The organism is Pseudidiomarina sp., from assembly GCF_048267825.1.
In the GTDB taxonomy this organism is placed as follows: Bacteria; Pseudomonadota; Gammaproteobacteria; order Enterobacterales; family Alteromonadaceae; genus Pseudidiomarina.
Map to the genome: position 1 here is coordinate 480,024 of NZ_JBLWWR010000001.1, position 22,075 is coordinate 502,098.

Here is a 22,075-nt window from a genome sequence, read left to right on the forward strand (position 1 = left end):
TTCAAGCGCCATTGACGTAATTTAGCCAATTAATACCTAATTAATTGTTCTCCATGGTTTTACGGCCACTGAATGCATGCCCCAACGTTGCTTGGTCGACATATTCCAGTTCGCCGCCAACAGGCACCCCATGGGCAATACGCGAGGTGCGTATTTGACGAGCACGCGCTAGGTCAGCAATAAAGTGCGCGGTCGCTTCGCCTTCAACCGTCGGGTTGGTTGCTAAAATGATCTCTTCAATCGGTTCTTGCTGTAAGCGCTTGGCCAGTATGTCTAAGCCAATATCTTCAGGGCCAATACCGTCAAGTGGCGACAAGTGCCCCATGAGTACAAAGTAGCTGCCTTGATACTGGCCTGTTTGTTCAATCGCCAGCACATCTGCTGGGGTTTCAACAATGCACAGCAATCCGCTGGTGCGGCGCTTCTCATCGCTACAAATAGCGCATACATCTTCTTCAGTTAGGGTGCGGCATTGACTGCAATGCCCCACCCGCTCCACCGCTTCGGTGAGCGCCTGTGCCAAGCGCAAAGCACCTTCACGCTGACGTTCCAACAGTTGAAACGTCATACGTTGGGCACTTTTTGGTCCCACACCAGGCAATAAGCGCAGTGCATTGACCAATTCTTGTATCGCAGGACTAAGACGCATACAGGAGCCTTTTCTTAAAACGGCATCTTGAAACCTGGTGGTAAGTTCATGCCGCCAGTTACTTCAGCCATTTTCTCTTTGCTGGTTTGTTCAACGCGGCGCACTGCGTCATTGATTGCCGCAGCAACCAAGTCTTCAATCATTTCGTTATCGTCGTCTTCGAACAGGCTCGGATCAATGCTGACACGTCGTACGTTATGATTACCTAGCATGGTTACTTTCACCATGCCGGCACCGGCTTCGCCAGTCACTTCTAAATTTGCGATTTCAGCCTGCGCTTTTTGCATGCGATCTTGCATCTGCTGCGCTTGCTTCATCATGTTACCCATTCCGCCTTTAAACATAACTACCTCTATTCGCTTAAGTTATTCAGGTTTTACGGAGTCAGCGTTAAGCTGCGCTCCAAATGTACGTTCAAGCTGCTGCGCAATTTCATCATCTGCTAAGGATTGCTTGGCAATGTCCAACCGATGTGCATTGATACGCTGTTGAATCTCAACCGGAGTGGCCGCAGCGGCGTCGCCCACCAAAATATCCTGCAACGTCATATCAAACTGGGCGGCCATCACTTCTTTAATGGTGCCTACCGCGCCATCATTCAACAGGTAAGCCCAATTTTTTCGCACCATCAAAACATACGCGTCGTTATTTTTCTGCAGTACGCTGTTGCGGGCAAGTTGGCGTGTCAGCCCATGCAAGTCGAGCTCATCGATCATCGCAGCCCAACGGTCTATTTCTGCGGCACGTTTCGTGGTTGCGGTGATTTCGTTTTCAAGCTCAGGAAGTTGTTGCGTATGTGGCTGCACATGCTCCGGTTGCTGAACTGCAGGTTCTTCAATCTGATCTGGGGCTCCTTGATGCCCGGTATCTTCAACGTGTTCATGGGCTGTCATTTCCGGCTCAGAAGGTGGTTCTGACGCCGCTTGAGTTGGAGCTGACTGTTCCGCTACTTCAGGATTTTTTTTTTGCGACAGCGCGTCGCGCGTTGCAAGCAATGCTTGCAAGTCGTTCGGTCGCGTACTCTCAGGTTCCGCGTCAGATTCAGGCTGTTGCTGTTGCTGTTGTTCAGGCTCAGGCTCAGGTTCAGGTTCTGGTTCTGGTTCAGGCTCTGGTTGTGGCGCTGTTAGATTCGAAGGCGGTGGCGCGGTGGCTGTAACCGTCTTCGTTTTAGTGACCATTTCGGCTGGGGCTTCAACCACCTCGAGATACTCAGGTCGAAATGCCATGAGGCGTAACAGTGTCATTTCCACACCGCTGCGTACATCACTGGCGTAATTGAGATCACGGCGGCCCTGCACCAAAATATCGTAGAAAACCTGTAACAGCTCGGCCGGCAATTGCTGCGCTAAGTGCTGCGCAGCAGGCTCAAGGCCCGTTGCTTGTGCTGTCGCAGGTACTGCTTTAAATAACGCCAACTCATGCACTAAATTTTGCATTTCAGGTAATAGAAAGCTTAAGTCAGGTACCTGACCCGCAACAGCATCCAAAGTTTGCAGCATCACTTCAGCATCGCCAGCCAACAGTTGCTGCATCAGCTGAACCAGTTGATAACTTGGCACACTGCCAAGCATTTGCTGAACGCCAGCCATGGTTACGGCATGATCGCCCTGCGCAATCGCTTGATCAGTTAAACTCAATGCGTCGCGCAAACTGCCCTGTGCCGCACGCGCAATCGCTTGAACGGCCGCCTCATCAAACGCAATCGATTCCGCCGCTAAGACTTTTTGCAAATGCCCTGCAATTTCATCCCGTGACAAAGCCTTCAGATTAAACTGCAAGCATCGAGACAAAACGGTGATGGGTAATTTCTGAGGATCGGTTGTGGCAAGCAAAAACTTCACATGTTCTGGTGGCTCTTCCAGCGTTTTTAACAGCGCATTAAAGCTGTGCCGGGATAACATGTGAACTTCATCGATAAGATAGACTTTATAACGGCCTTGCGTTGGCGCATATTGGACGTTATCAAGCAACTCGCGCGTGTCTTCAACCTTGGTGCGCGATGCGGCATCAATTTCCAGCAAGTCGACAAACCGGCCCTGATCAATGGCTGTACAGGCCGAGCATTGACCACAAGGTTCCGCCGTTACGCCCTTCTCGCAGTTCAGGCTTTTAGCAAGAATACGCGCGATTGTCGTTTTACCAACACCACGGGTACCAGTGAGTAGCCACGCATGATGCAAACGGCCTGTTTGCAGCGCGTTGAAGAGAGGTTTCAGCACATGCTGCTGCCCCACTACCTCACTAAAATTTCGTGGTCGCCACTTGCGTGCGAGAACTTGATAGCTCATTGCCAATATCTTCTTAATCGGTCGCTTCAGATAAGCAATTAACTTACCTTAAAAAGAGCACAGGGTATAGTATGGAATCGCTGCTTGTTCTAATCGCCGGGCACCTGGTAAGTCGTTTAAGGTAATCACGAAAGCGCATTCAATAATGGTTGCTTGTTGCTTTTTTAGCATCTCGACAGCAGCCAAAATTGTGCCCCCAGTTGCTAATAAATCATCGATAACAACAATCCGATCAGCTGCAGTGATGTCTTCTGCGTGTAGCTCAAGGGTGTCTTCGCCGTACTCTAACGCGTAAGCTTGCGACACTATCTTGCGTGGCAACTTACCCGGTTTGCGTAACGGAACAAAACCTACGCCCATTGCGTACGCCAGTGCAGTTGCGAAGATAAAACCGCGCGCTTCAATTCCGACAATTTTGGTAACATCTTGATCACGATACCGCCTAGCAAGTACGTCAATGGTTTCGCGAAACGCCGCGCCATCGGCCAATAATGGCGTAATATCGCGAAAGATAATACCCGGCTTCGGGTAGTCCGGTATGGCTCGAATATAGTCAGCTATCTGCATTAAATGTCTCAGGCAGTTGTCTGTTGTGGTTCACCTGTAGCTGCCGCTAAATCAGTTAACAAACCAAGCAAGCGTTTTGCATCAACAGGTTTAGGAAGGCACAAGTTCGCGCCCGCTTTGTCAGCTAACGGCTGCACCTGCGACGCATCTTGTGTGGTCATCAAAATAATAGGGGTTTGTTGATACTGCTCTATTTGGCGCAGGCTTTTTATTAAAGACAAGCCGTCCATTAGGGGCATTTTATGATCAACCAACACCACATCAAAATGATGGCTTTTACTACGATTTAAGCCGTCAAGGCCATCATTGGCGCAACTTATCGTAAACGGGCTTTGTTCGATAACTTGAACAAGTTGATCCCGCGTCGCTGGCTTATCCTCAACCAGCAATAATTGAAGTGACATAACGTGCCTTTTTAACGTAACAGCTTACGCTGAAAAGAATTTGTACCATGCGAGTACCGCAGGTAACACTGGAACTGCAACGAATACAACTACCGCAAGCCAGCCCATTTTTACGCCCGATTCATCACGGAAGTTTTGATCATGTGCCATAAAATACATCCTCACTGACTAATATTTTGCGGTGCGGATCATACTTTAATTGGCCGATGGGAACAACATAGCTCTTTGGTATAAATCCGGAACCGTATTCACCAGACCTTGATAGAGCTGCGACTGATTAAATTGTGGCAGTTGCTGTGCTAATGCTTCTGCTATCTCCGCCAAACTCTGGCTGGGGTGCTGCTGTAAATAGTCTACCAGCAACATTGTAACAGGATTAAGTTGCATAAATTTGACACGTGAACTGAAGTGGCGTTCCTCGTCTTCATCGACCCGATATACCGCTAAAAAAACTGGCGTTTCAAGGGGTTCGTGTGGAACGTTGTCGGCCGCGATGGTATGCACCGGATAATCAAATGCATGCCACGTTAACGATGGATTCACGCGCCAGGTAAGTTCCTCGATAGCACGCGATGCAGGCGCTGCACGACACGTCTCGGAATAATGGTACGCATCAAGCTCCATCCTCTCGTACACCGCCAACTGATAGCTAAAGGGGGGTAGCCACGAGGCGTCATAGTTGGCAATAAACGTTACAAACTCGGTGCCTATCTCCGCAAACAGTGGCGATTTTGCGCGGTGTTTCGCAATAAAATCGTCGACCAAAAGCTGCCAATATTGCTCGCTTAACACCGACTTCAACACCGGAAAGCCCCGGGCAATAAATCCGTCGATGTTATTGCGAACCAAACGCTGATAGACAGCTAAGCGCCTTTGCTCGGCCTCAGGCGGTGCAGCTGAACCTGGCTCTCGAAGCCACGCGGCCCACTGAAGTTGAATACGTTTAAAGTCAGACATAACTGGGTTTAAGCCTTGGCAGCTATCGCTTTTACGGCATCCACTTCCTGCAACAAGGTCGCGAGTGGTGGCACATTAAAATCACGCTCAAGCAACATCGGAAATTCACCGTGTTGTTGATATGCATACGTCATTAAGTCGAAAACTTCCTGTCGGATATCGGCGCCATGGGTATCGATTAATAAGTCCGGTGCTTCTTCAAAGTGGCCGGCAATATGCCCATAGGTGATACGTTCGGTTGGTAGCCCACGGATAAATTCCTGCGGGTCATAATTATGGTTTACGCTATTAACGAATACGTTATTCACATCCAATAGCAACTCGCAGCCTGACTTCTCCAACACGCGGTTAATAAATTCCAATTCGGAGATATCTGTCGCTGCGGGTGTGTAGTAAGAAACATTTTCGAGCACCAAAGGCCGTTCAATAAGCTCTTGTACCCGACGAACGCGACCAGCCACATAATCAGCCGCTTCTTCACTAAACGGAATCGGTAGCAAGTCATACAGATGCCCCTCTGCCGAGCAATAACTCAGGTGTTCGCTATAACGCTCAATTTTGAAGCGATCAAGAAACTCCTTAACCCGAAGAACAAATTTCTCGTCAAGCGGATCAGGGCTGCCAATTGAGAGTGACAACCCGTGACAACTGATTGGGTACTGTTCACGAATGCGATCAAGCTGATACGTGGCTTCATAACCACGATCAAGCCAGTTCTCTGGTGCAAGCTCCCAAAAATCAACGGCGGGCGTTTGTTGCAATACGTCCTGCAAAAACTCCCGCCGTAAGCCAAGACCTACTATGCGCCGCACTTCCCTTCACCGCATTTGCCTTCGCCACACTTACCTTCTTCTTTCATTTTAGCTTTTTCAGCTGCCTTTTCTTTTTCTTTAGCTTTGTCGCCGCCGCATTTGCCTTCACCGCATTTGCCCTCGCCGCACTTGCCTTCTTCTTTCATCTTGGCTTTTTCTTTGGCTTTTTCGCCACACTTGCCTTCTTCTTGCATTTTGGCTTTATCTTTATCAGCGCCACAACGCATTTCCTGTTGTTGCTGCTGTTCTTGTTGATAGCCACCAGCAAGTTCTGCATAGCCAAATGGATTCGCTGACGCAGACGCTGTTGCGCCCGCTGCACTTACCAACAATGCGCCTACTGCAACGGATACTGATTTTTTCATGGCTTTCATGATTTTTTCCTCTTGGTTTGTTCTGTCTAACTAGACTAACACTTTCTATAGAAACGTGTCTTCAATAAGAATAGTTCACCAAAAACAAAAAACCCCGCAAAAAAGCGGGGTTTTACAATTTCTTTATTTGTGCTGCGTTCGACGCTAATTAAAGCGAGACGCCACGATTAGACGCTTTTTGGCGAATATACTGTTCCCAGCTAACTGCGTTGCGACGCTGATCGCTCGATTTCTTAGCTTCTTGAACCGACTTCAGCGCTTCGCGGAAGTTGTTGTCATAGAAGTAAGCTTCAGTAAGCGACATGTAGACACGACCTTTTTCTTCGATGCCTAAGTCTAGCGCTCTCAAGAATGAATCGGCTGCTTTTGAGTATTCCTCGGCACGCAGGTACGCAGTACCTTGGCGACGATAGAATTCAGCTTTTTCTGCTTGAGTTTCCTGCAATTCAGCAGAGAGACCGTACATTGCAGCTGCTTGCGAATATTCACGAGCTTGCTCAAAACTACTGGCGGCACTTTGATAATTACGTGCGGTTTTTTCAATATCGCCCGCATTTAAGTGTTTCACCATAAGCGTTGCTGCTTTGTGAGGAATCTGCGAGTTGGCATACAATTGAATAAGCGCCTTTATCTGGCTTTCCTTATCCATGTAACCTGCCAAGTACGAGATTTCCAACGTCTGCAAGGCCTTATCGATTTGCTCGGTCAGCATGTACAACATACCAAGCTGACTCCACCAAACTTTCTCAGTTGGCAGTTTGTTCAAACCGACTTCAAGTACCTTGATAGCTTCGCGGTAGTTTTCAGTTTCGTAATACGCGGCAACTTTCAATACGTATGGGTTTTTGTTGAATTCACCTTCGGCTTCATAAGCTGCAATAGCTAAATCAGCAGGGCGAACAATTTTTTCAAATTGCTTCAGCTCATAATAAGCATTGGCAATACGCAAAAACACATCCGGATCAGCTTCACCCGTAAACTGCAACCAACGTCCGTAATAGGTTAACGCTGTACGATACTCTTCAGACTGAAGTGCAAGGTCGGCGGTTAACTTTAATACCAGAGCTTGGTCACCAAAGCCGAGAACGTCTGCATCAGCAGCTTTTTTGACGAGGTCAAAAGCTTTCTCAACTTGGTTGTCTGCGGCGTACAAGTTACCAAGAAAACGATTCAAATAAGCGGTGTCAAACTCACTACTCGGATCAATTTCTTCCAAGATAGCGATAGCGCCTTTTGTATCTTCTTCTTCGGTGTACAAGTCAAGTGCAGTCATCAATCGACGACCAACTCGTTCGCTTACCGTTTGATTACGTCGGCTCTGCTTGGCTGCTTCCACAGCTTCCGCAGAAGGCAAGTTGTAATTGATTTCTTGTGAAGCAGCAGGCGCAGATGCGACTGCCATCACAGTACACAATACACTCGCACTAAGTAATGTTGTGAGTTTTTTGTGCATCATCGATTACTCCTGATCCAACGTGAAATCAAGCTGAACAGTCTGGCCAGTCTGACGTACAGGCTTGCCATCAACTACTTTCGGCTTATATTTCCAACGCAACAGCGCGCGACGAGCTTCCTGGTCGAATACACGACGTGGTTCTGAGTCAATAACTTCAACATCAGTTACACCGCCGGATTCGTCAATCGTGAAGCGCAATTGCACCCAACCCTGAATACCATCACGTGCAGCTGCAGGTGGATAGCGCGGGTTGATACGAACTATTGGTGTTGCTTCGCCATCTCGAACCGCTAAACCACCAGCGTTAAGGCCGGTATCAGTACCACCGACATCGACATCAAAACCGAGGTCAAGATTCATACCATCAGAGTCTGACGTATCAGGCTCGTTTGGCGGAGTCTCAGGCGGTTGCTGAGGCGGAGGCGGAGGTGGTGGTGGCGTACGACGACGCTGATCCACATCCGAATCCGGTGGCGTTGTTACGAGTTCAATCGGTGCAGTCGGTGGTGGACCTTCGTTACGTCCCTCACCGCCGCTAATCAAAAAAGCCATGAAAGCGAACAGAAGGAACGTAGCTGCAGCACCTAATAGTATTGATACTATAAAGCGCACCATATTAATCGTCCTCTGCGGCTATGGATATCTTGTCAATACCCGCTTCCTTAATTTGATCCATGACTTTAACGACAACACCATGCTTGGCTTCTTTGTCCGCCTGAATCACTACGATATCAGTTGGCTGTTCTGCCAATAGACGTTCAATGTTGGCGCCTACGCGTTCAACATCAACCATACGCTTGTCCATCCACACTTCGCCATTCGCACGAATCGCGATGAAGATGTTTGCAGAAGGTTTCTTTTCTGCCTGACTTGCTTCTGGCTTGTTCACGTCAATACCAGCTTCTTTTACGAAAGAGGTGGTTACGATGAAGAAGATCAACATGATGAATACGATGTCGAGCATCGGCGTCATATCGATCGCTGCATCTTCCTCTTCACGAAAACGTTTACGTGCCATAATTCTTCTCTCTTAATGATGTGGCAAACTGTCGACCAATTTTTCTTTAGCTCGACGCACCCGTGTTTCAAGGCGAGAAGCAAAGAACATTCCTGACAATGCTGCAACCATACCCGCCATTGTCGGGATAGTCGCCATCGAAATACCCGACGCCATTAAGCGTGGGTTACCAGTACCTTGTACCGCCATGATTTCAAATACAGCAATCATACCGGTTACAGTACCGAGTAGTCCGATTAACGGACAAATCGCAACGCAGGTTTTGATCAACAATATACGCGCATTTAGCTTTTCGTTGGCTTCAGAAATCCATGCATCACGGATTTTATGAGCGTACCAAGAGGTGGTATCTTCCCGGGCGTTCCAACGATCGATGATATCTTGCTTCATCTTCGGGAACACCCCGGTAAGGAACCAAAAGCGCTCGATCATGAGAACCCACATGAGGAAGAGCGCCCCCATGACGACGAATAATACGTCGCCACCGGTACCCAGAAAATCCCTGATAGATTCCCAAAGCTCCATCAGGTATACCATAGGATTACTCCTTCTTCTCCGCATGCGCGGCGACGATACCTGCAGCCTGCTCGTCTAGTACGTGTACGATAGACTTAGCACGTCCTGCCACAATCGCGTGGACAAGAATCAATGGCAGTGCAGCAATCAGACCCAATGCAGTTGTAACCAACGCCATTGAGATGTCACCCGCCATGATTTTCGGATCACCAGTACCAAACAATGTGATGGACTGGAAGGTACCGATCATACCAACAACTGTACCCAAGAGACCTAATAGCGGAGCGATAGCTGCCAAAATCTTGATGATGTTAACGCCGGCATCGATACGTGGTGTTTCACGCAAGATAGCTTCGTCAAGTTTCAGTTCAAGGTTTTCAGTGTCTGCACCTTTGTTCTCTTGATACACCTTCAGGATACGGCCAAGTGCGTTTTTGTCAGATGGATTCTCAGTATTACGCAACTGTGAACGCATCTTCGCACCTTCCAAACCTAAGGTGATGAACTTGTAGATTGCAATCAAGAAACCAACGATAAGCGCAACAGTGATTACGTAACCAACTGTACCACCTTGGTGATAACGCTCTTCGAGAGTTGCTTTCTGAGTTGCCAGGTTCAGGATTTGACCACGTGCTGGGTCAATATATAAACCTTCGTAACCAGATTCAGTGCTTTCAAACGCTTCAACAGTTGATAACACGTAGCCTTCAGGCTGACGACCTAACGGCTGAATTTCTTCAGCTTGGTCGTTGTAGTTGAAGTATTCGCCCTGTGAAATCAGGTTAAATACACCAATACGCGTTACGTCACGGTTTTCGCTTGAACCGTCTAGCAGAGTTACGTCACTGTTGAAAGTAACAACTCGGCCTGACTCTTTCATTTCTGTTAACCAAGCTAACCACAGTTCTTCAAGTTCTGCGATAGTTGGTACTTCTTTCGCTTCAGCAATCGTTTCCAACACGTCTTCACGACCTGGATACTGAGAGCTTACGATTGAAGTCGCGATACGGCCGATTGTGTCACTGGCTGCACCACGTGCAACACCCACGATTTCACCCAAAGTACCAAGTGCATTTTGCAGCTCTTGTTCTTTGTTCGCGAGTGAGATTTCATTTTCAGCAAACTCAGCTTGCAGGCGTTCACCGCGCGCTTGCTCGTTTGCTAATTGACGTTGAGCTTGGTTCAACAAAGCTTGCTTGTCAGCACGCTCTGAAGTGAACTCGGCTTCACGCTCAGCATTAATGCGCTGAGACGCCGCACGATTTTGCTTCACTAGGTCAAGTAATTGGTCTAGTGATTTCGCGTTATCCTGCGCGTAAGCAGAGCTCGCGCCAGCTGATAATGAGAATGCTGCTGCGACCAGCAAAGATTTCACTAGTTTGTTCATTCTGCACGCTCCGCTGCATAGATAGGCAGTTTAATCAGATCTGGTGCGGTTTGTTTCCGCGCCATACGAATCGCTTTGGTCAAAGCACCAAGGTAAGCATCATCTAAAGCTTCCCAAGTGTTGTTTTCTTTGTTGTAAATCCAACCGTTTTTCAGGTCCAAAGATTGAGCCATAAGCGCTGCACGACCTAAGTGGAAGAAGTCTACAGAGATTTCTTCACCTTCGAATTGCAGCTTGCCTTCATATGCGATAAGACCTGCGCCGTAGTCCATTTCAGCTTGATAAGCTTCAGTGATCTGACGGAACTGCTCAGAAGTCGTTACGTTTGAGTCACTCATGATGTCGCGTAAACGCTCAACACGAGCCAAACGGCGCTCTTTGTGAATTGGAAGATCCAGCTCCACAAACTGCTCCAAAGCGTCGATCATGTTGTACATTAAAGGAACCACGCCTTGCTTGGTTGCTTCGATGCCGTCGATCTGGCGCTGTAGAGAAGCCAGTGATGCATTTTGATCATCAACTAAACGCTGAACGTGATCATTGTAAACTTTTAAGTTTTCGTATTCGTCTACAACTGCACGGTACTCATATAACAACTCTTGGCTCTGTTCGAACAAAGAATCGATTTTTTGCTGAGACCGCTTATCAGCGGTGTGAATTTTAGCTTCTTCGTTTTGTAGCGAAGAAACGTCTTGGGCAGCTACTGTCGTGCTACCTGCAATTACGTACATCCCGACTAGGGCTGCAGCAATTTTGCTTTTATTGATTACTTTGGCCATAGTTCCCAACCAATTTGACTTAACTTTAAGCTCAACGACACTAAGTCGCCAGCCTCCCAGTTATTTGAGTGACGAAAAGAGTTTAATCAACACTTGCAGCTATTACCGCGTGTAATTCTGCGGTAATAATGAAATTAATACTCCCACGATCGGCGCGACAATGTCAACTACCGAAAGCGGTATAAAATTACACTAAATGCCGTTAAAGTCTCGTTTACAGTATATTAACAGTAGTGCATAAAAGCACTTAATTTATGCATAACTATTAGAGCTAACTTATTCCCGAAAAGTTCAGTTGGGCGTGCCCAGAAGAATGCGGTAGACTCAACGCAATTATACGCCAAAACCGAAGCCGCGCACCAATGACATTAAACCCTACATTAAAAGAGCGCATCGAAGCCGAAATAAATGCGCTTGAGCAGCGCATAAAACGTTTGAATATCAATGAGGAACAGTTTTCGGATTGGTTTGACTCACAGTTATTCAGCCAAGATGCAACCACGCCAGCTGACTATATTAGCGAATTGCGTCAACACCTTCGTAGTTTAACCAACCCAACAACCACGGCGCGTAGCCAGTGGTTGTCGGAACGGGTAGCGCACCAGCTCAGCGCCTTACATCAGGCAGTACGCTGGCATGAACAACGCTTATAATCATGATTCATGTCGAAAATAAAAACCTAATGCTTTGCGCACAGATTCAGGCAGTTGCGGTAACGCGCTTTTCGGTAACAAGTAAGTAGCCATGGCGAAGAAGTCTTTAAACACCCTATTCTGCTCGGTTGTACGGCGCAGATAATCATGCCCTGACGACCCACCCGTACCTATTTTTGTACCGAGCATGCGCTGCACCATCATTGCATGTTTATAACGCCAAATTGTGAGCTTCTCATCCATCTCGGCCAGCGACGTGATAACTTGATGCGCAAGATGAAACGCCGGTTCTTCGCGATATTGCGTAATAAATAGTGCACTTAACATGGCTTTTTGCGAAAGACGTACCCGGTTATCTTCTTGTAACGCTTTATAACTTTCGTTATCAAACAGTGCTGAAAAATTCTCCCGATTCGCTTGTAGACCAGCTAATTCGGTCTCCAACTGTTTTTCATCCGCTGCATTTTGTCGAATGATTTCTTCATCATGGTCGAGTGAACGCTTCACGGCTGCCTGATAAACTTCCCAAAAACTAAAGTCTTCAAACTGTAAAAACGGCATGCGAGAAAGCCATTCATCAACCCGATCAAACAGATTCGGATGCTGCTCCAACTCCTCTAAATAGGCGCGATGCTCGTCATTTAGGCGGTTATAGAAAGACTGTTGATCAAAAGCGATGCGCGTATTGCGGGTGAGCCCGAGAATAATCTCAAGCTCCTTAAATTGAATGCTTTGAAAGCCTGAAGCTGGCACCAAATAGTCGCGGAACTCAAGGAACTCCTGCGGGGTCATGGTTTCAATCACGCCGACCTGATCATTCATTAAATCTTGAATGGTTAAAATGCGACGAAGTCGATGTGCAACAAGTTGTAATGCACGGTCATCGAGTTGTTCCTGGCTAAATTCTTTATGAATTGCGCGTAATTCGTGCAATACCTGCTTAAACCAGAGTTCATACACTTGATGTACGATGATGAAGAGCATTTCGTCATGGGCTTCTGGCCCATACATTTTGCTGTGTGGCTGTTGCGCGTCTAATAATTTATCGAGCTTTAGGTAGTCGCCGTAATATACCGGCTTCACATTCTTAGGCATGGGGAAATCTCGTTGTTCGTTAATCGTTATTGGTTATTCGTTATTGGTTATTCGAATAACGCCTTTGCTTTAGTGTGTAGTTTTTTGCGAACAACGACAAGCGTAGCGATCGAATAACGATTAACGATTAACGAATAACGAATAACGAATAACGAATAACGCTTTCAAAAAGATGGGTGGCGACCTCACCAGCCAGCACCCCGGCACCCACATCCCTGACTACGGCTGCTCCCTTCCGGGCCTGACCGATTTCACCAGTTAGTGTTGCGGGGGGACCAATGAGGTCACCATAACGGCGGCATTATCCCTTAAAGGCAGCGCACTCGCAAGGCAAGTGCAACCGACTGCTGAGAAATTAAGCGGATATGGCTATTTTTTGCGATTTAGACGCTCAGCAATGGCTTTGCGAGCGGCATCAGAACTCAGTGCACGAGCAAATATCTTCGCTTCGCGCTCTATTCTGTCGGCAACCGGCTCTGCCGGCTGCTTAATTAATTTTTTGGCTGCACGTAATCCGCCATGCGGTTTACTCGCCAAAGCTTGGGCTACTTGCTCAAGCGTATTGTTTAGCTCATCTGGCGCAACAACTTTATTGACCAAACCATAAGCGAGTGCGGCACTGGCATCAAAATTCTCACCAAGCAGCAATAGCTCCGACGCCCGCAGGTGACCACATTGTTGCGGTAACAGCATACTTGAAGCGGCTTCCGGTACTAAGCCGAGATTTATGAAAGGCAATGCGAATACCGCGTCTGTGCTTGCATAAACCAAATCACAGTGCAGTAAAATGGTGGTGCCAATGCCTATGGCTAACCCATTCACACCAGCCACTAAAGGCACACTTAAGCGGCTTAAGGTATAAAGAAATTCAAACGGTGGTGCGCTATCATCGAGATCTTCAATAGCCAGAAAGTCATGAAGGTCGTTACCCGCGGTGAAACTGTCACCTTCGCCAGTTAATACCACTGCAGCAATTTTACCGTCACGATCAGCGGCCTGTAATGCCGCACTCAACACCGTGTACATTTCTGCGGTTAACGCATTCTTCTTTTCTGGGCGCGCTAATGTCAACCAAAGCACATTATTACGAACTTCTTCTTTAACCAAGTTACTCATCGCCGCGTTTTTCCCACGCTACTTTGGTGCCTTCGTATAAAGGCACAATCAAATCCAGTGCTGACTTACCATTACTCGGCAAGGTTTCTGTATTGTCGCGCAGTGGTGTTACCCGTTGACCCCATTTGATAATACCAGCACCACAGGTTAAACCACCGCCAAATACCGCAGATACAATGGTGTCACCGGGCTTAACAATGCCCTGTTCAACGGCTTCGCAAAACGCTATTGGCAACGTTGCAGACGAGGTATTCCCGTATTTTTGAATATTTATAACAGTTTTTTCTTCAGGTACGTTGCACATTTTAGCAAGGTAATCGATCAGACGCTTATTTGCCTGATGCGGAATCAGTGAATCAATATCGTCTGTCGTTAAGCCCGTTTCTTCAAAAACTTTTTCAACGGCTGTGTTCATGCCTTTGACTGCGCGCTTGAAGATTTCCTGACCAATAAAGTTAAACGGCATAATACCGTCAAATCCAAAGCGGTCGAAACTCATGCCAAACTCGAGTGCTAAAACGTCGCGCGCATCAGCGTCACACGTAACGTGTGATGCCAGCAAGCCCGATTCTTGGTCACTGGCCTCAAGCACCATTGCACCAGCGCCATCACCAAACAGCACTGCACTTTCACGTTTGGTCCAGTCTAAAATTCGAGTCAAGCGTTCAGCACCAATAATCAGTACTTTTTTGTGCGCCCCGGTGCGAATAGCTTGTGTAGCAAAATGCATTCCGTATAAAAAGCTGCTACACGCAGCATTCAAGTCAAACGCGGCAGCATGTTTGTTGCCTAAATCGCGTTGTACCGCTGACGCTACATTTGGAATAATTTCATCCGGTGTGCAGGTGCCAACAATAATAAGGTCGATGTCATTTGCATCAAGGCCAGCGGCTGCTAACGCGTTGCGTGCCGCAACCGTTGCTAATTTGGAGGTGCCGACCTCACTGACACGGCGTTCTTCGATGCCCGTACGGCTACGAATCCACTCGTCAGAAGTTTCTAAAAAGGTTGCTAAATCATCATTGGTCATCACAGCAGGTGGCAAACACTTACCCCAGCCGGTAATTTCTGCATATTTTTTCACGTGTTAAAACCTATAGTCACGGGTCGTTTTTCGCTATCATAGCACGAATGTTTCCGTCTGAAATGTCCGACCAATTGAAAAGCCTAAAACCGTTATTCGTTATTCGATAAAAACCGTTGTTCGTTATTCGATCGCTACGCTTGTCGTTATTCGAAAAAAACCGTTGTTCGTTATTCGATCGCTACGCTTGTCGTTATTCGAAAAAAACCGTTGTTCGTTATTCGATCGCTGCGCTTGTCGTTGTTCGTAAAAACATAGACACTAATAACTAATAACCAATAACCAATAACCAATAACTAATAACCAATAACGATTAACGAGCAAATGACAACACTACATAGCCCTGCCGGCACTTGGCAACTCAATCGTTTTCCCCCGCGCACTGCAGATACCCTGCAAGCCTGGGATGCAGCTGATGAATTGTTGCATCAAATCATTGCTCAGCGCGATGATCAGCGCCCACTGCTCATTAACGATCAATGGGGCGCCCTGTTGGTCCCCTTTGCGGGGCTGGATGTGACCAGCCTGAGCGACTCATACGTCAGCCATTGTGCATGGCATCATAACCTGCGACATAACAACTTACCTGAAACGCTATCAGCAATCTCACCACTGGATACTCTGCCCGATACCACGGATGTGATTTATCTTAAAATTCCAAAAAGCTTAAGCTTGCTTGAATTTCAATTGGCAAAACTGGCCGCAGAGCTACCTGAAAACACCCAGCTATTCGCGGCAGCCAAAAGTAAGTTACTGACACCAGCTGTACGCAGCTTGTTTGAGCAATATTGTAGTGATGTTGATGTCTCGTTAATTCAAAAAAAATGCCGCACGGTCAGTGCTAAAACGCGCGCCGTAGGGCTTGATCCCGAGCGCTTTATGAGTAGTTGGGAGTTACCTGAGTTTCAGTTAACCCTACACCATCATGCCGGTGTATTCGCCCGTAATCAATTGGATATTGGCGCACGCTTTTTACTTGAACACATGCCCGCAGCGGGTGTCGAGCACGCAATTGATCTTGGCTGTGGCAATGGTGTGCTTGGCTTGCATTACGCACGCCTTTCACCAAGCAGTCAGGTCACATGGGTTGATGAGTCCTTTTTGGCCATAGCTTCCACGTTGCGTAATATTAAAACAAATCTGCCCAACGCCGCTGCCAATCAGTATCAGGCGGAGGTTGATGATTGCCTGGCGCACAGCGCCGACCAAAGTGCTGACCTGATAGTATGTAATCCGCCATTCCACCAAGAGCATGCGGTGACGGAACATATCGCACGACAAATGTTTCGGGACAGTAAGCGAGTTTTGCGTAAAGGTGGGGAACTTTGGGTAGTGGCAAACCGTCATCTACCGTATTATCAACCACTAAAGCGCTTGTTTAAGTCTGTGCACCAAGTGGCACAGAACAGTAAATTCGTGATTTTTAAGGCTCGGGGTTAATTATGCGTTATTTAGTTTTTGCTCTTACTTTACTGCTAAGCGGCGTGAGCGCTGCACAACAAATTCAACCGGACAATTTATTCCCTAAAGTAAAGTTTATCACGACCGAGGGCGATATTGTAGTTGAACTGAACCGTGCCAAGGCACCGATAACCGTCGATAACTTTCTCACCTACGTGCAGGCGGGTAGCTACAACAACACGATATTTCATCGTGTTATTCCGGGCTTTGTCGTGCAAGGTGGCGGCTACACCGAAGAGTTTGAAGCTAAAACCATGTTCGACCCTATTTTTAACGAGTCGGGTAACGGCATGTTGAACAATTACGGCACCATTGCCATGGCGCGCGAATCCGATCCACATTCTGCAACGCGGCAATTTTATTTTAATCTTAATGACAATGAGTCGCTGAACCCTTCCAGCAAGGGTTGGGGCTACGCTGTGTTTGGTTGGGTTGTTGCTGGCGAGGATGTGATGGAAAAACTGGCAAGCGTGGAAACTGAGATTTATCACGAACAAACCGGTTGGCAGAATGTACCTAAGCAGCCCCCTGTACTTAAAAAAATTGAAGTTGTGCCACAACAGTGAGTCATTCTGCAACTGGCGAGCCTTGGTATAAAGACTTTGCGATTTACCGCGAACCGCGTATCTGGGTGATATTTGGTTTTGGAATAATTAGTGGATTTCCATGGGTGCTGATTGGCTCCATGCTTTCAGCTTGGCTGCAAGAAATGGGCGTTGACCGCTCTGCTATTGGGTTGTTCGGTGTGGTTTTTGTGGCCTACTCCATCAATGCCCTGTGGTCACCATTAATTGATCGCGTGCAAATTCCTGTTCTAAACCGCTGGCTCGGCCAGCGGCGCGCCTGGATGATGCTGTGTCTGGCCGGTATCCTGGTTGCCACCGCGGCTTTAGCCCAACTCGATATCATCGAAAACTTATGGTGGGTTGCCTGCGCAGCATTGGTCATTGCAATCTTTTCAGCAACCCAAGATATCGCCATTGATGCGTACCGGATTGAAACCTTCGGCCCACACGAGGCCCGTTTACAATCAGCGGGTGCAGCTATGGCCACCGCGGGTTGGTGGACCGGTTATAGTGGTTTCGGCGCTATTCCGTTCTTTTTAGTGGACGGCACCACCTTGATGTGGCAAGACGCGTATGTCGTACTGTGCTTTGTTATTGCCGCACAAATGCTGTTTGTTCTTGCCGCCAGTAAGTCTACGCGGTACCGACCAGAAATTCCTAAGTTCAACCATTGGTTAGATTGGTTGCGAAGTACATTGGTAGAGCCAATCGCGGAATTTTTCCGTCGCAGCGGCTGGCGACTAGCACTTGGTATGCTTGCTTTTATATTTCTATTTAAGCTAGGCGAAGCCTTTCTGGGCCGCATGTCGATTGTGTTCTATAAAGAAGTGGGCTTCACCAATGATGACATTGCCGTGTATTCGAAAATGGTAACGTGGTGGGTTACGATTATATTTGCCATTATCGGTAGCTTTGTAAACCTGCGGCTAGGCATTGTTCGTGGCTTGTTGGTTGGCGGTATTGCCATGGCTTCATCCAATCTTATGTTCGCTTGGATAGCAGGTGTTGGCCCTGACACGGACTTATTACTTGCGGCAGTGATTATCGATGGCTTCACGGCTGCCTGGTCAACGGTCGCTTTTGTCGCATTTATTAGCTTACTTTGTAATCGCGCTTTTACCGCGACACAATATGCGCTATTTGCATCGCTCGGTAACCTTGGCCGTACGCTATTATCGTCTTACAGCGGTTACGTGGTGAATTGGTTGGACGGTGATTGGCAATTGTTCTTTATTTTGACAGCGCTGATGGTTTTGCCAAGTCTCATTATCCTCATCATTATGCGTAAGCCCCTGCTGCGGCTTGAACAAAATTACCATCGGGAGATGAATTAGCATGCATTGGGTTGTCATCGGTACAGGTGCTATTGGCAGTTTAATGGCGGTTAATTTACGCCGTATCGGCGAACACGTTGCAATTAAACCGCGCCAGGCTACCCATTCACCCATCTCCATTATTTATAACGCGCACAACTATGAATTTAGCACCACAACCTTGCCCTTAACGCAGCCCACACAAGTTTTTGCCGCGGTAAAGGCTTACCAGGTTGCAGCCCTGCTACAGGAACTCAGCCAAGCACCTTTACCTGACGGCTCATCCTTGATTGTTAGCTACAATGGCATGCTCGACAATGAATCCACCATCATGCCGGAGCGTGCGTTGCACTGGGTGACTACCCACGGTGCTTATCGCCATAACAACGAGGTGGTGCATGCGGGTTTCGGTGAGAGCTGGTTGGGCTGGGCGCAGGTAGAACACGCATCAAGTGGTCGCCCCGCCGAAGTCTTTAGTGCGCTGAATAATGCGTTACCGCTACTCAACTGGAGCCCAGCGATTAACCAGCGACGTTGGCAAAAACTTGCGGTTAATTGCCTGATCAATGCATTTACTGTCATTCATAACTGCCGTAACGGCGAGCTGTTACAGCATCACCTGCATCACGAGCAAATGATTGTTGCAGAAGAAATTTGTTGGTTAGCACAGCACCGGGGAATTCAACTTGTGCCTGAGAAACTGGTTGAGCAAGCACATCAGGTCATCAAAAACACCGCAAATAACTTTTCTTCGATGCTGATGGATGTGCGCCAACAGCGCCAAACTGAGATTGATTACCTCAATGGTTTTGTTGCACGCCAAAGCGCTGAGGCGGGTCATGCGGCGCCAGCTAACGAAAAGCTCTGGCGCCAAGTGCAATCTATCAGCGTGTTTTAATCGCGGGCTTGCTCATCTTCAATAAAATCGACCACTTCAAGGCCGAAGCCCGACAATGCTGAATAGCGCTTCGGCGAGCTCATCAAATGCATATGATGCACACCCAAGTCAGCTAAAATCTGCGAACCAATACCCACGTTACGCGAAGCATTAGATGCTGCTGCAGTCGGCTTACGTTCACCTCTATCTTCAGCCGCAAAACTCATCACCTGTTCAAGTATGTCATCAGAATTTTGTTGCCGGCCAATAACCACCAGCACGCCATCGTTTTCACCAATATATTGCATCGCATGCCCTAGCGGCCAACTGCGTTTCGCGGCGCGCTCGGTGGCAAATAAATCATTAAAGGTGTCTTGCAGATGTACGCGCACATTAACCGGTTTCGCTGGGTCAATTTCACCACGCACCAACGCGTAATGCACTTGGGCATCAATAGTATCTTGATAGGTAATCAGTTCAAATTCGCCATAAGCTGTCGGCAATTTGCAATGCGCCTTACGCTCAACAGTTTTTTCTTTCATCGAGCGGTATTCAATTAAATCGGCAATGGTACCAATTTTAAGATTATGCTCGGCCGCAAACACCTCTAAATCAGGGCGACGTGCCATGGTGCCGTCTTCATTAAGAATTTCGACGATAACGGCGGCCGGCTCAAAACCTGCTAAGCGCGCAAGGTCGCAACCAGCTTCAGTATGCCCAGCACGGTTGAGCACCCCACCCGGCTTCGCTTTTAGCGGGAAAATATGGCCTGGCATCACTAAGTCCGCAGGCTTAGCATCACGGGCTACCGCCGCTTGCACAGTACGGGCACGATCAGCGGCTGAAATACCCGTTGTGACGCCTTCTGCGGCCTCAATTGAAACGGTAAAATTCGTCGCGTACGGGGCGTTATTCTGATCAACCATCAATGGCAGTCGCAGTTGTTTACACCGGTCTTCGGTTAGCGTCAAACAAATCAAACCGCGCCCATAACGTGCCATAAAATTAATCGCGGCGGGCGTAACACACTCTGCAGCCAAAATGAGATCGCCTTCATTTTCGCGGTCTTCATCATCCATCAAAATAACCATTTTCCCTTGACGAATGTCTTCAATAATTTCTGCAGCACTGTTTAATGGGGTCACGACGTTAAGTCTCCTCTCACCCGGTGCGGAACCGCAATAATGCGTAGATCATCCGCTACCTGACGTACATCTGAAAAATTTAATTCGGGCACTTGGCTCATGTGCGTAAACGCGGGTAACTGCAGCAACCCATGACCAGTATGTCCCAAAAGTTTAGGTGCTAAATACACCACGAGTTCATCAACGAGCTCTGCTTCGAGTAACCCACCGGCAAGCCCCGAACCGCATTCTGTCCACACCGAATTGATTTCGCGTGCTGCAAGCTCATGCAGCAGCTGAACAAGGTCTAACAATCCGTTGGCGGCACGCGGTACTTCCAGCACACTCACATGATCAGCCCATGTTTGTGGTGATACCGTATCAGGCCCATGCACCAAGATAATTGGCGATAGTTCTTTAAATAAAGGCTCATTGCCAGTTAACAACCCCTGCGAGTCGATAATCACACGTACAGGTTGTAGCTGTGCGTCGGGGTGCCGCGCTGTGAGTGTGGCTTGATCAGCCAGTACAGTTTGCGCACTGCTCAACACTGCACCACTTTGCGCGCGCCAGCGGTGGACATCATGGCGCGCCTCTTGGCAGGTTATCCACTGGCTTTCACCATTGGCAAGTGCTGTGCGACCGTCCAACGACGCTGCCATTTTCACCCGTAACCACGGACGTTTACGCTGCATACGTGCAACGAATCCACAATTTAGCGCACGAGCTTGTTGCTCCAAAACCCCAACAACCACCTCAATGCCATGCGCCTTCAAGCGCTCAATACCATCACCACTTACCTGTGGGTTTGGATCTTTCAGGGCAATCACCACACGTGCGATACCTGCTTCAATCAACGCATCTGCACAAGGCGGCGTGCGTCCAAAATGACTGCAGGGTTCTAACGTTACGTAGGCCGTGGCGCCTTTCGCTTTTGAGCCAGCTTGGCGCAGTGCGTGAACCTCGGCATGTGCTTCACCAGCACGCTGATGCCAACCTTCACCGATAATTGTGTCGTTACGCACCAGCACACACCCAACCATTGGGTTTGGTGCGGTTGAAAAACGCCCCTGAGCAGCAAGCTCAAGGGCGCGTGACATATAGCGTTGGTGACATGCCATCGTATTAGTCATTGAGCCGCGCAATCTCCTCGCCGAACTCACGGATATCGTCAAACGCACGGTACACAGAAGCAAACCGGATATAGGCAACTTTATCAATTGCTTTCAAGTTTTCCATAACCAGACCACCGATAACTTGGCTGGTTATTTCACGCTCACCGGTTGCTCGAAGCGCCGATTTTACGTTTTGAATCGCCTGCTCCATCGCCTCTAAACTTACTGGGCGTTTTTCTAAAGCGCGTAGCAAACCGTTGCGCAGCTTGTCTTCATTAAATGGCTCACGGGTACCGTCAGACTTGATCACCCGCGGCATCACCAACTCGGCTGTTTCGAACGTGGTAAAACGCTCTTTGCATTCAGCGCACTCGCGTCGACGGCGCACTGAGGCCCCGTCAGCAACAAGCCTCGAATCGATGACTTTGGTATCTTGTGTGCCACAAAATGGACAATGCATACGC

General features: G+C 48.1%; 26 protein-coding genes and 1 other RNA gene. 5 read left to right on the forward strand and 22 right to left on the reverse strand.

Annotation, left to right across the window (positions count from 1 at the left end; all coding sequences use genetic code 11):
• Nucleotides 1–40: 40 nt before the first annotated feature.
• The 15 genes from recR to ACN0UN_RS02525 form a co-directional block, all read right to left on the reverse strand.
• A complete protein-coding gene (recR, locus tag ACN0UN_RS02455; RefSeq protein WP_128351008.1) occupies nt 41–649 on the reverse strand; it encodes a recombination mediator RecR in 609 nt (202 codons plus the stop codon).
• 14 nt (nt 650–663) lie between these two features.
• Nucleotides 664–993, reverse strand: a complete 330-nt coding sequence (locus ACN0UN_RS02460; RefSeq protein ID WP_128351009.1) for a YbaB/EbfC family nucleoid-associated protein — start codon at nt 991–993, stop codon at nt 664–666.
• Between the two features lie 21 nt (nt 994–1,014).
• Nucleotides 1,015–2,937 (reverse strand): DNA polymerase III subunit gamma/tau, encoded by a 1,923-nt coding sequence (gene dnaX / locus ACN0UN_RS02465; RefSeq protein WP_417658571.1) that lies wholly within the window; start codon nt 2,935–2,937, stop codon nt 1,015–1,017.
• A 48-nt stretch (nt 2,938–2,985) separates the two neighbouring features.
• Nucleotides 2,986–3,504 (reverse strand): adenine phosphoribosyltransferase, encoded by a 519-nt coding sequence (locus ACN0UN_RS02470; RefSeq protein ID WP_417658572.1) that lies wholly within the window; start codon nt 3,502–3,504, stop codon nt 2,986–2,988.
• A gap of 8 nt (nt 3,505–3,512) precedes the next feature.
• On the reverse strand, nt 3,513–3,908 hold the full coding sequence (locus ACN0UN_RS02475) for a response regulator (protein ID WP_417658573.1): 396 nt from the start codon (nt 3,906–3,908) through the stop codon (nt 3,513–3,515).
• A gap of 24 nt (nt 3,909–3,932) precedes the next feature.
• Entirely contained in the window at nt 3,933–4,058 is a 126-nt protein-coding gene (locus tag ACN0UN_RS02480; protein ID WP_281277708.1) for a hypothetical protein, read from the reverse strand.
• A 45-nt stretch (nt 4,059–4,103) separates the two neighbouring features.
• Complete coding sequence (locus ACN0UN_RS02485) at nt 4,104–4,865, reverse strand: DNA-binding domain-containing protein (RefSeq protein WP_417658574.1); 762 nt, start codon at nt 4,863–4,865, stop codon at nt 4,104–4,106.
• A gap of 8 nt (nt 4,866–4,873) precedes the next feature.
• Complete coding sequence (locus ACN0UN_RS02490) at nt 4,874–5,677, reverse strand: DUF692 domain-containing protein (protein ID WP_417658575.1); 804 nt, start codon at nt 5,675–5,677, stop codon at nt 4,874–4,876.
• A complete protein-coding gene (locus ACN0UN_RS02495; protein WP_417658576.1) occupies nt 5,665–6,051 on the reverse strand; it encodes a hypothetical protein in 387 nt (128 codons plus the stop codon). Before ACN0UN_RS02495 ends, ACN0UN_RS02490 begins: the two co-directional genes overlap by 13 nt.
• A 148-nt stretch (nt 6,052–6,199) precedes the next feature.
• Entirely contained in the window at nt 6,200–7,507 is a 1,308-nt protein-coding gene (locus ACN0UN_RS02500) for a tetratricopeptide repeat protein (protein ID WP_417658577.1), read from the reverse strand.
• A gap of 3 nt (nt 7,508–7,510) precedes the next feature.
• Nucleotides 7,511–8,122, reverse strand: a complete 612-nt coding sequence (locus ACN0UN_RS02505) for an energy transducer TonB (protein WP_417658578.1) — start codon at nt 8,120–8,122, stop codon at nt 7,511–7,513.
• 1 nt (nt 8,123) lies between these two features.
• The gene (locus ACN0UN_RS02510) at nt 8,124–8,525 is read right to left on the reverse strand and encodes an ExbD/TolR family protein (protein ID WP_092855554.1); all 402 of its coding nucleotides are present in this window, start codon (nt 8,523–8,525) and stop codon (nt 8,124–8,126) included.
• A 12-nt stretch (nt 8,526–8,537) separates the two neighbouring features.
• Complete coding sequence (locus ACN0UN_RS02515) at nt 8,538–9,062, reverse strand: MotA/TolQ/ExbB proton channel family protein (RefSeq protein ID WP_128351017.1); 525 nt, start codon at nt 9,060–9,062, stop codon at nt 8,538–8,540.
• Between the two features lie 4 nt (nt 9,063–9,066).
• On the reverse strand, nt 9,067–10,428 hold the full coding sequence (locus ACN0UN_RS02520; protein ID WP_417658579.1) for a MotA/TolQ/ExbB proton channel family protein: 1,362 nt from the start codon (nt 10,426–10,428) through the stop codon (nt 9,067–9,069).
• On the reverse strand, nt 10,425–11,207 hold the full coding sequence (locus ACN0UN_RS02525) for a DUF3450 domain-containing protein (protein WP_128351019.1): 783 nt from the start codon (nt 11,205–11,207) through the stop codon (nt 10,425–10,427). Before ACN0UN_RS02525 ends, ACN0UN_RS02520 begins: the two co-directional genes overlap by 4 nt.
• 362 nt (nt 11,208–11,569) lie before the next feature.
• Here ACN0UN_RS02525 and priC point away from each other — a divergent pair, with 362 nt between their 5' ends.
• Complete coding sequence (gene priC / locus ACN0UN_RS02530; protein WP_128351020.1) at nt 11,570–11,860, forward strand: primosomal replication protein PriC; 291 nt, start codon at nt 11,570–11,572, stop codon at nt 11,858–11,860.
• On the opposite strand, the gene ACN0UN_RS02535 is transcribed toward priC, so the two are convergent.
• From ACN0UN_RS02535 to ACN0UN_RS02550, 4 genes are all read right to left on the reverse strand, one after another.
• Entirely contained in the window at nt 11,861–12,955 is a 1,095-nt protein-coding gene (locus ACN0UN_RS02535; protein ID WP_128351021.1) for a tryptophan 2,3-dioxygenase family protein, read from the reverse strand. It lies immediately after the preceding gene.
• A gap of 183 nt (nt 12,956–13,138) precedes the next feature.
• An RNA gene (gene ffs, locus ACN0UN_RS02540) (signal recognition particle sRNA small type) lies at nt 13,139–13,236 on the reverse strand.
• 88 nt (nt 13,237–13,324) lie between these two features.
• Nucleotides 13,325–14,071, reverse strand: a complete 747-nt coding sequence (locus ACN0UN_RS02545; protein ID WP_417658580.1) for an enoyl-CoA hydratase/isomerase family protein — start codon at nt 14,069–14,071, stop codon at nt 13,325–13,327.
• Nucleotides 14,064–15,155 carry a ketoacyl-ACP synthase III gene (locus ACN0UN_RS02550; protein ID WP_417658581.1) on the reverse strand — a complete coding sequence of 364 codons (1,092 nt, stop codon included), beginning with the start codon at nt 15,153–15,155 and terminating at the stop codon, nt 14,064–14,066. Before ACN0UN_RS02550 ends, ACN0UN_RS02545 begins: the two co-directional genes overlap by 8 nt.
• Before the next feature lie 324 nt (nt 15,156–15,479).
• Between ACN0UN_RS02550 and ACN0UN_RS02555 the strand changes: the two genes are divergently transcribed.
• The 4 genes from ACN0UN_RS02555 to ACN0UN_RS02570 are packed head-to-tail and all read left to right on the forward strand — an operon-like array spanning nt 15,480 to nt 19,393.
• Nucleotides 15,480–16,595 (forward strand): methyltransferase, encoded by a 1,116-nt coding sequence (locus ACN0UN_RS02555; protein ID WP_417658582.1) that lies wholly within the window; start codon nt 15,480–15,482, stop codon nt 16,593–16,595.
• Between the two features lie 2 nt (nt 16,596–16,597).
• Nucleotides 16,598–17,182, forward strand: a complete 585-nt coding sequence (locus ACN0UN_RS02560; RefSeq protein ID WP_417658583.1) for a peptidylprolyl isomerase — start codon at nt 16,598–16,600, stop codon at nt 17,180–17,182.
• Nucleotides 17,179–18,516, forward strand: a complete 1,338-nt coding sequence (locus ACN0UN_RS02565) for an AmpG family muropeptide MFS transporter (RefSeq protein ID WP_417658584.1) — start codon at nt 17,179–17,181, stop codon at nt 18,514–18,516. The genes ACN0UN_RS02560 and ACN0UN_RS02565 overlap by 4 nt, the downstream gene beginning before the upstream one ends.
• 1 nt (nt 18,517) lies before the next feature.
• A complete protein-coding gene (locus ACN0UN_RS02570) occupies nt 18,518–19,393 on the forward strand; it encodes a ketopantoate reductase family protein (protein ID WP_417658585.1) in 876 nt (291 codons plus the stop codon).
• On the opposite strand, the gene ribBA is transcribed toward ACN0UN_RS02570, so the two are convergent.
• From ribBA to nrdR, 3 genes are read right to left on the reverse strand one after another with little or no spacing between them, the layout of a single operon-like run.
• Nucleotides 19,390–20,517, reverse strand: coding sequence for a bifunctional 3,4-dihydroxy-2-butanone-4-phosphate synthase/GTP cyclohydrolase II (ribBA, locus tag ACN0UN_RS02575; protein WP_417658586.1), 1,128 nt, complete (start codon nt 20,515–20,517; stop codon nt 19,390–19,392). The genes ACN0UN_RS02570 and ribBA overlap by 4 nt on opposite strands.
• The gene (gene ribD, locus ACN0UN_RS02580; protein ID WP_417658587.1) at nt 20,514–21,629 is read right to left on the reverse strand and encodes a bifunctional diaminohydroxyphosphoribosylaminopyrimidine deaminase/5-amino-6-(5-phosphoribosylamino)uracil reductase RibD; all 1,116 of its coding nucleotides are present in this window, start codon (nt 21,627–21,629) and stop codon (nt 20,514–20,516) included. Before ribD ends, ribBA begins: the two co-directional genes overlap by 4 nt.
• Nucleotides 21,622–22,071, reverse strand: a complete 450-nt coding sequence (gene nrdR, locus ACN0UN_RS02585; RefSeq protein WP_128351030.1) for a transcriptional regulator NrdR — start codon at nt 22,069–22,071, stop codon at nt 21,622–21,624. Before nrdR ends, ribD begins: the two co-directional genes overlap by 8 nt.
• Nucleotides 22,072–22,075: the final 4 nt, after the last annotated feature.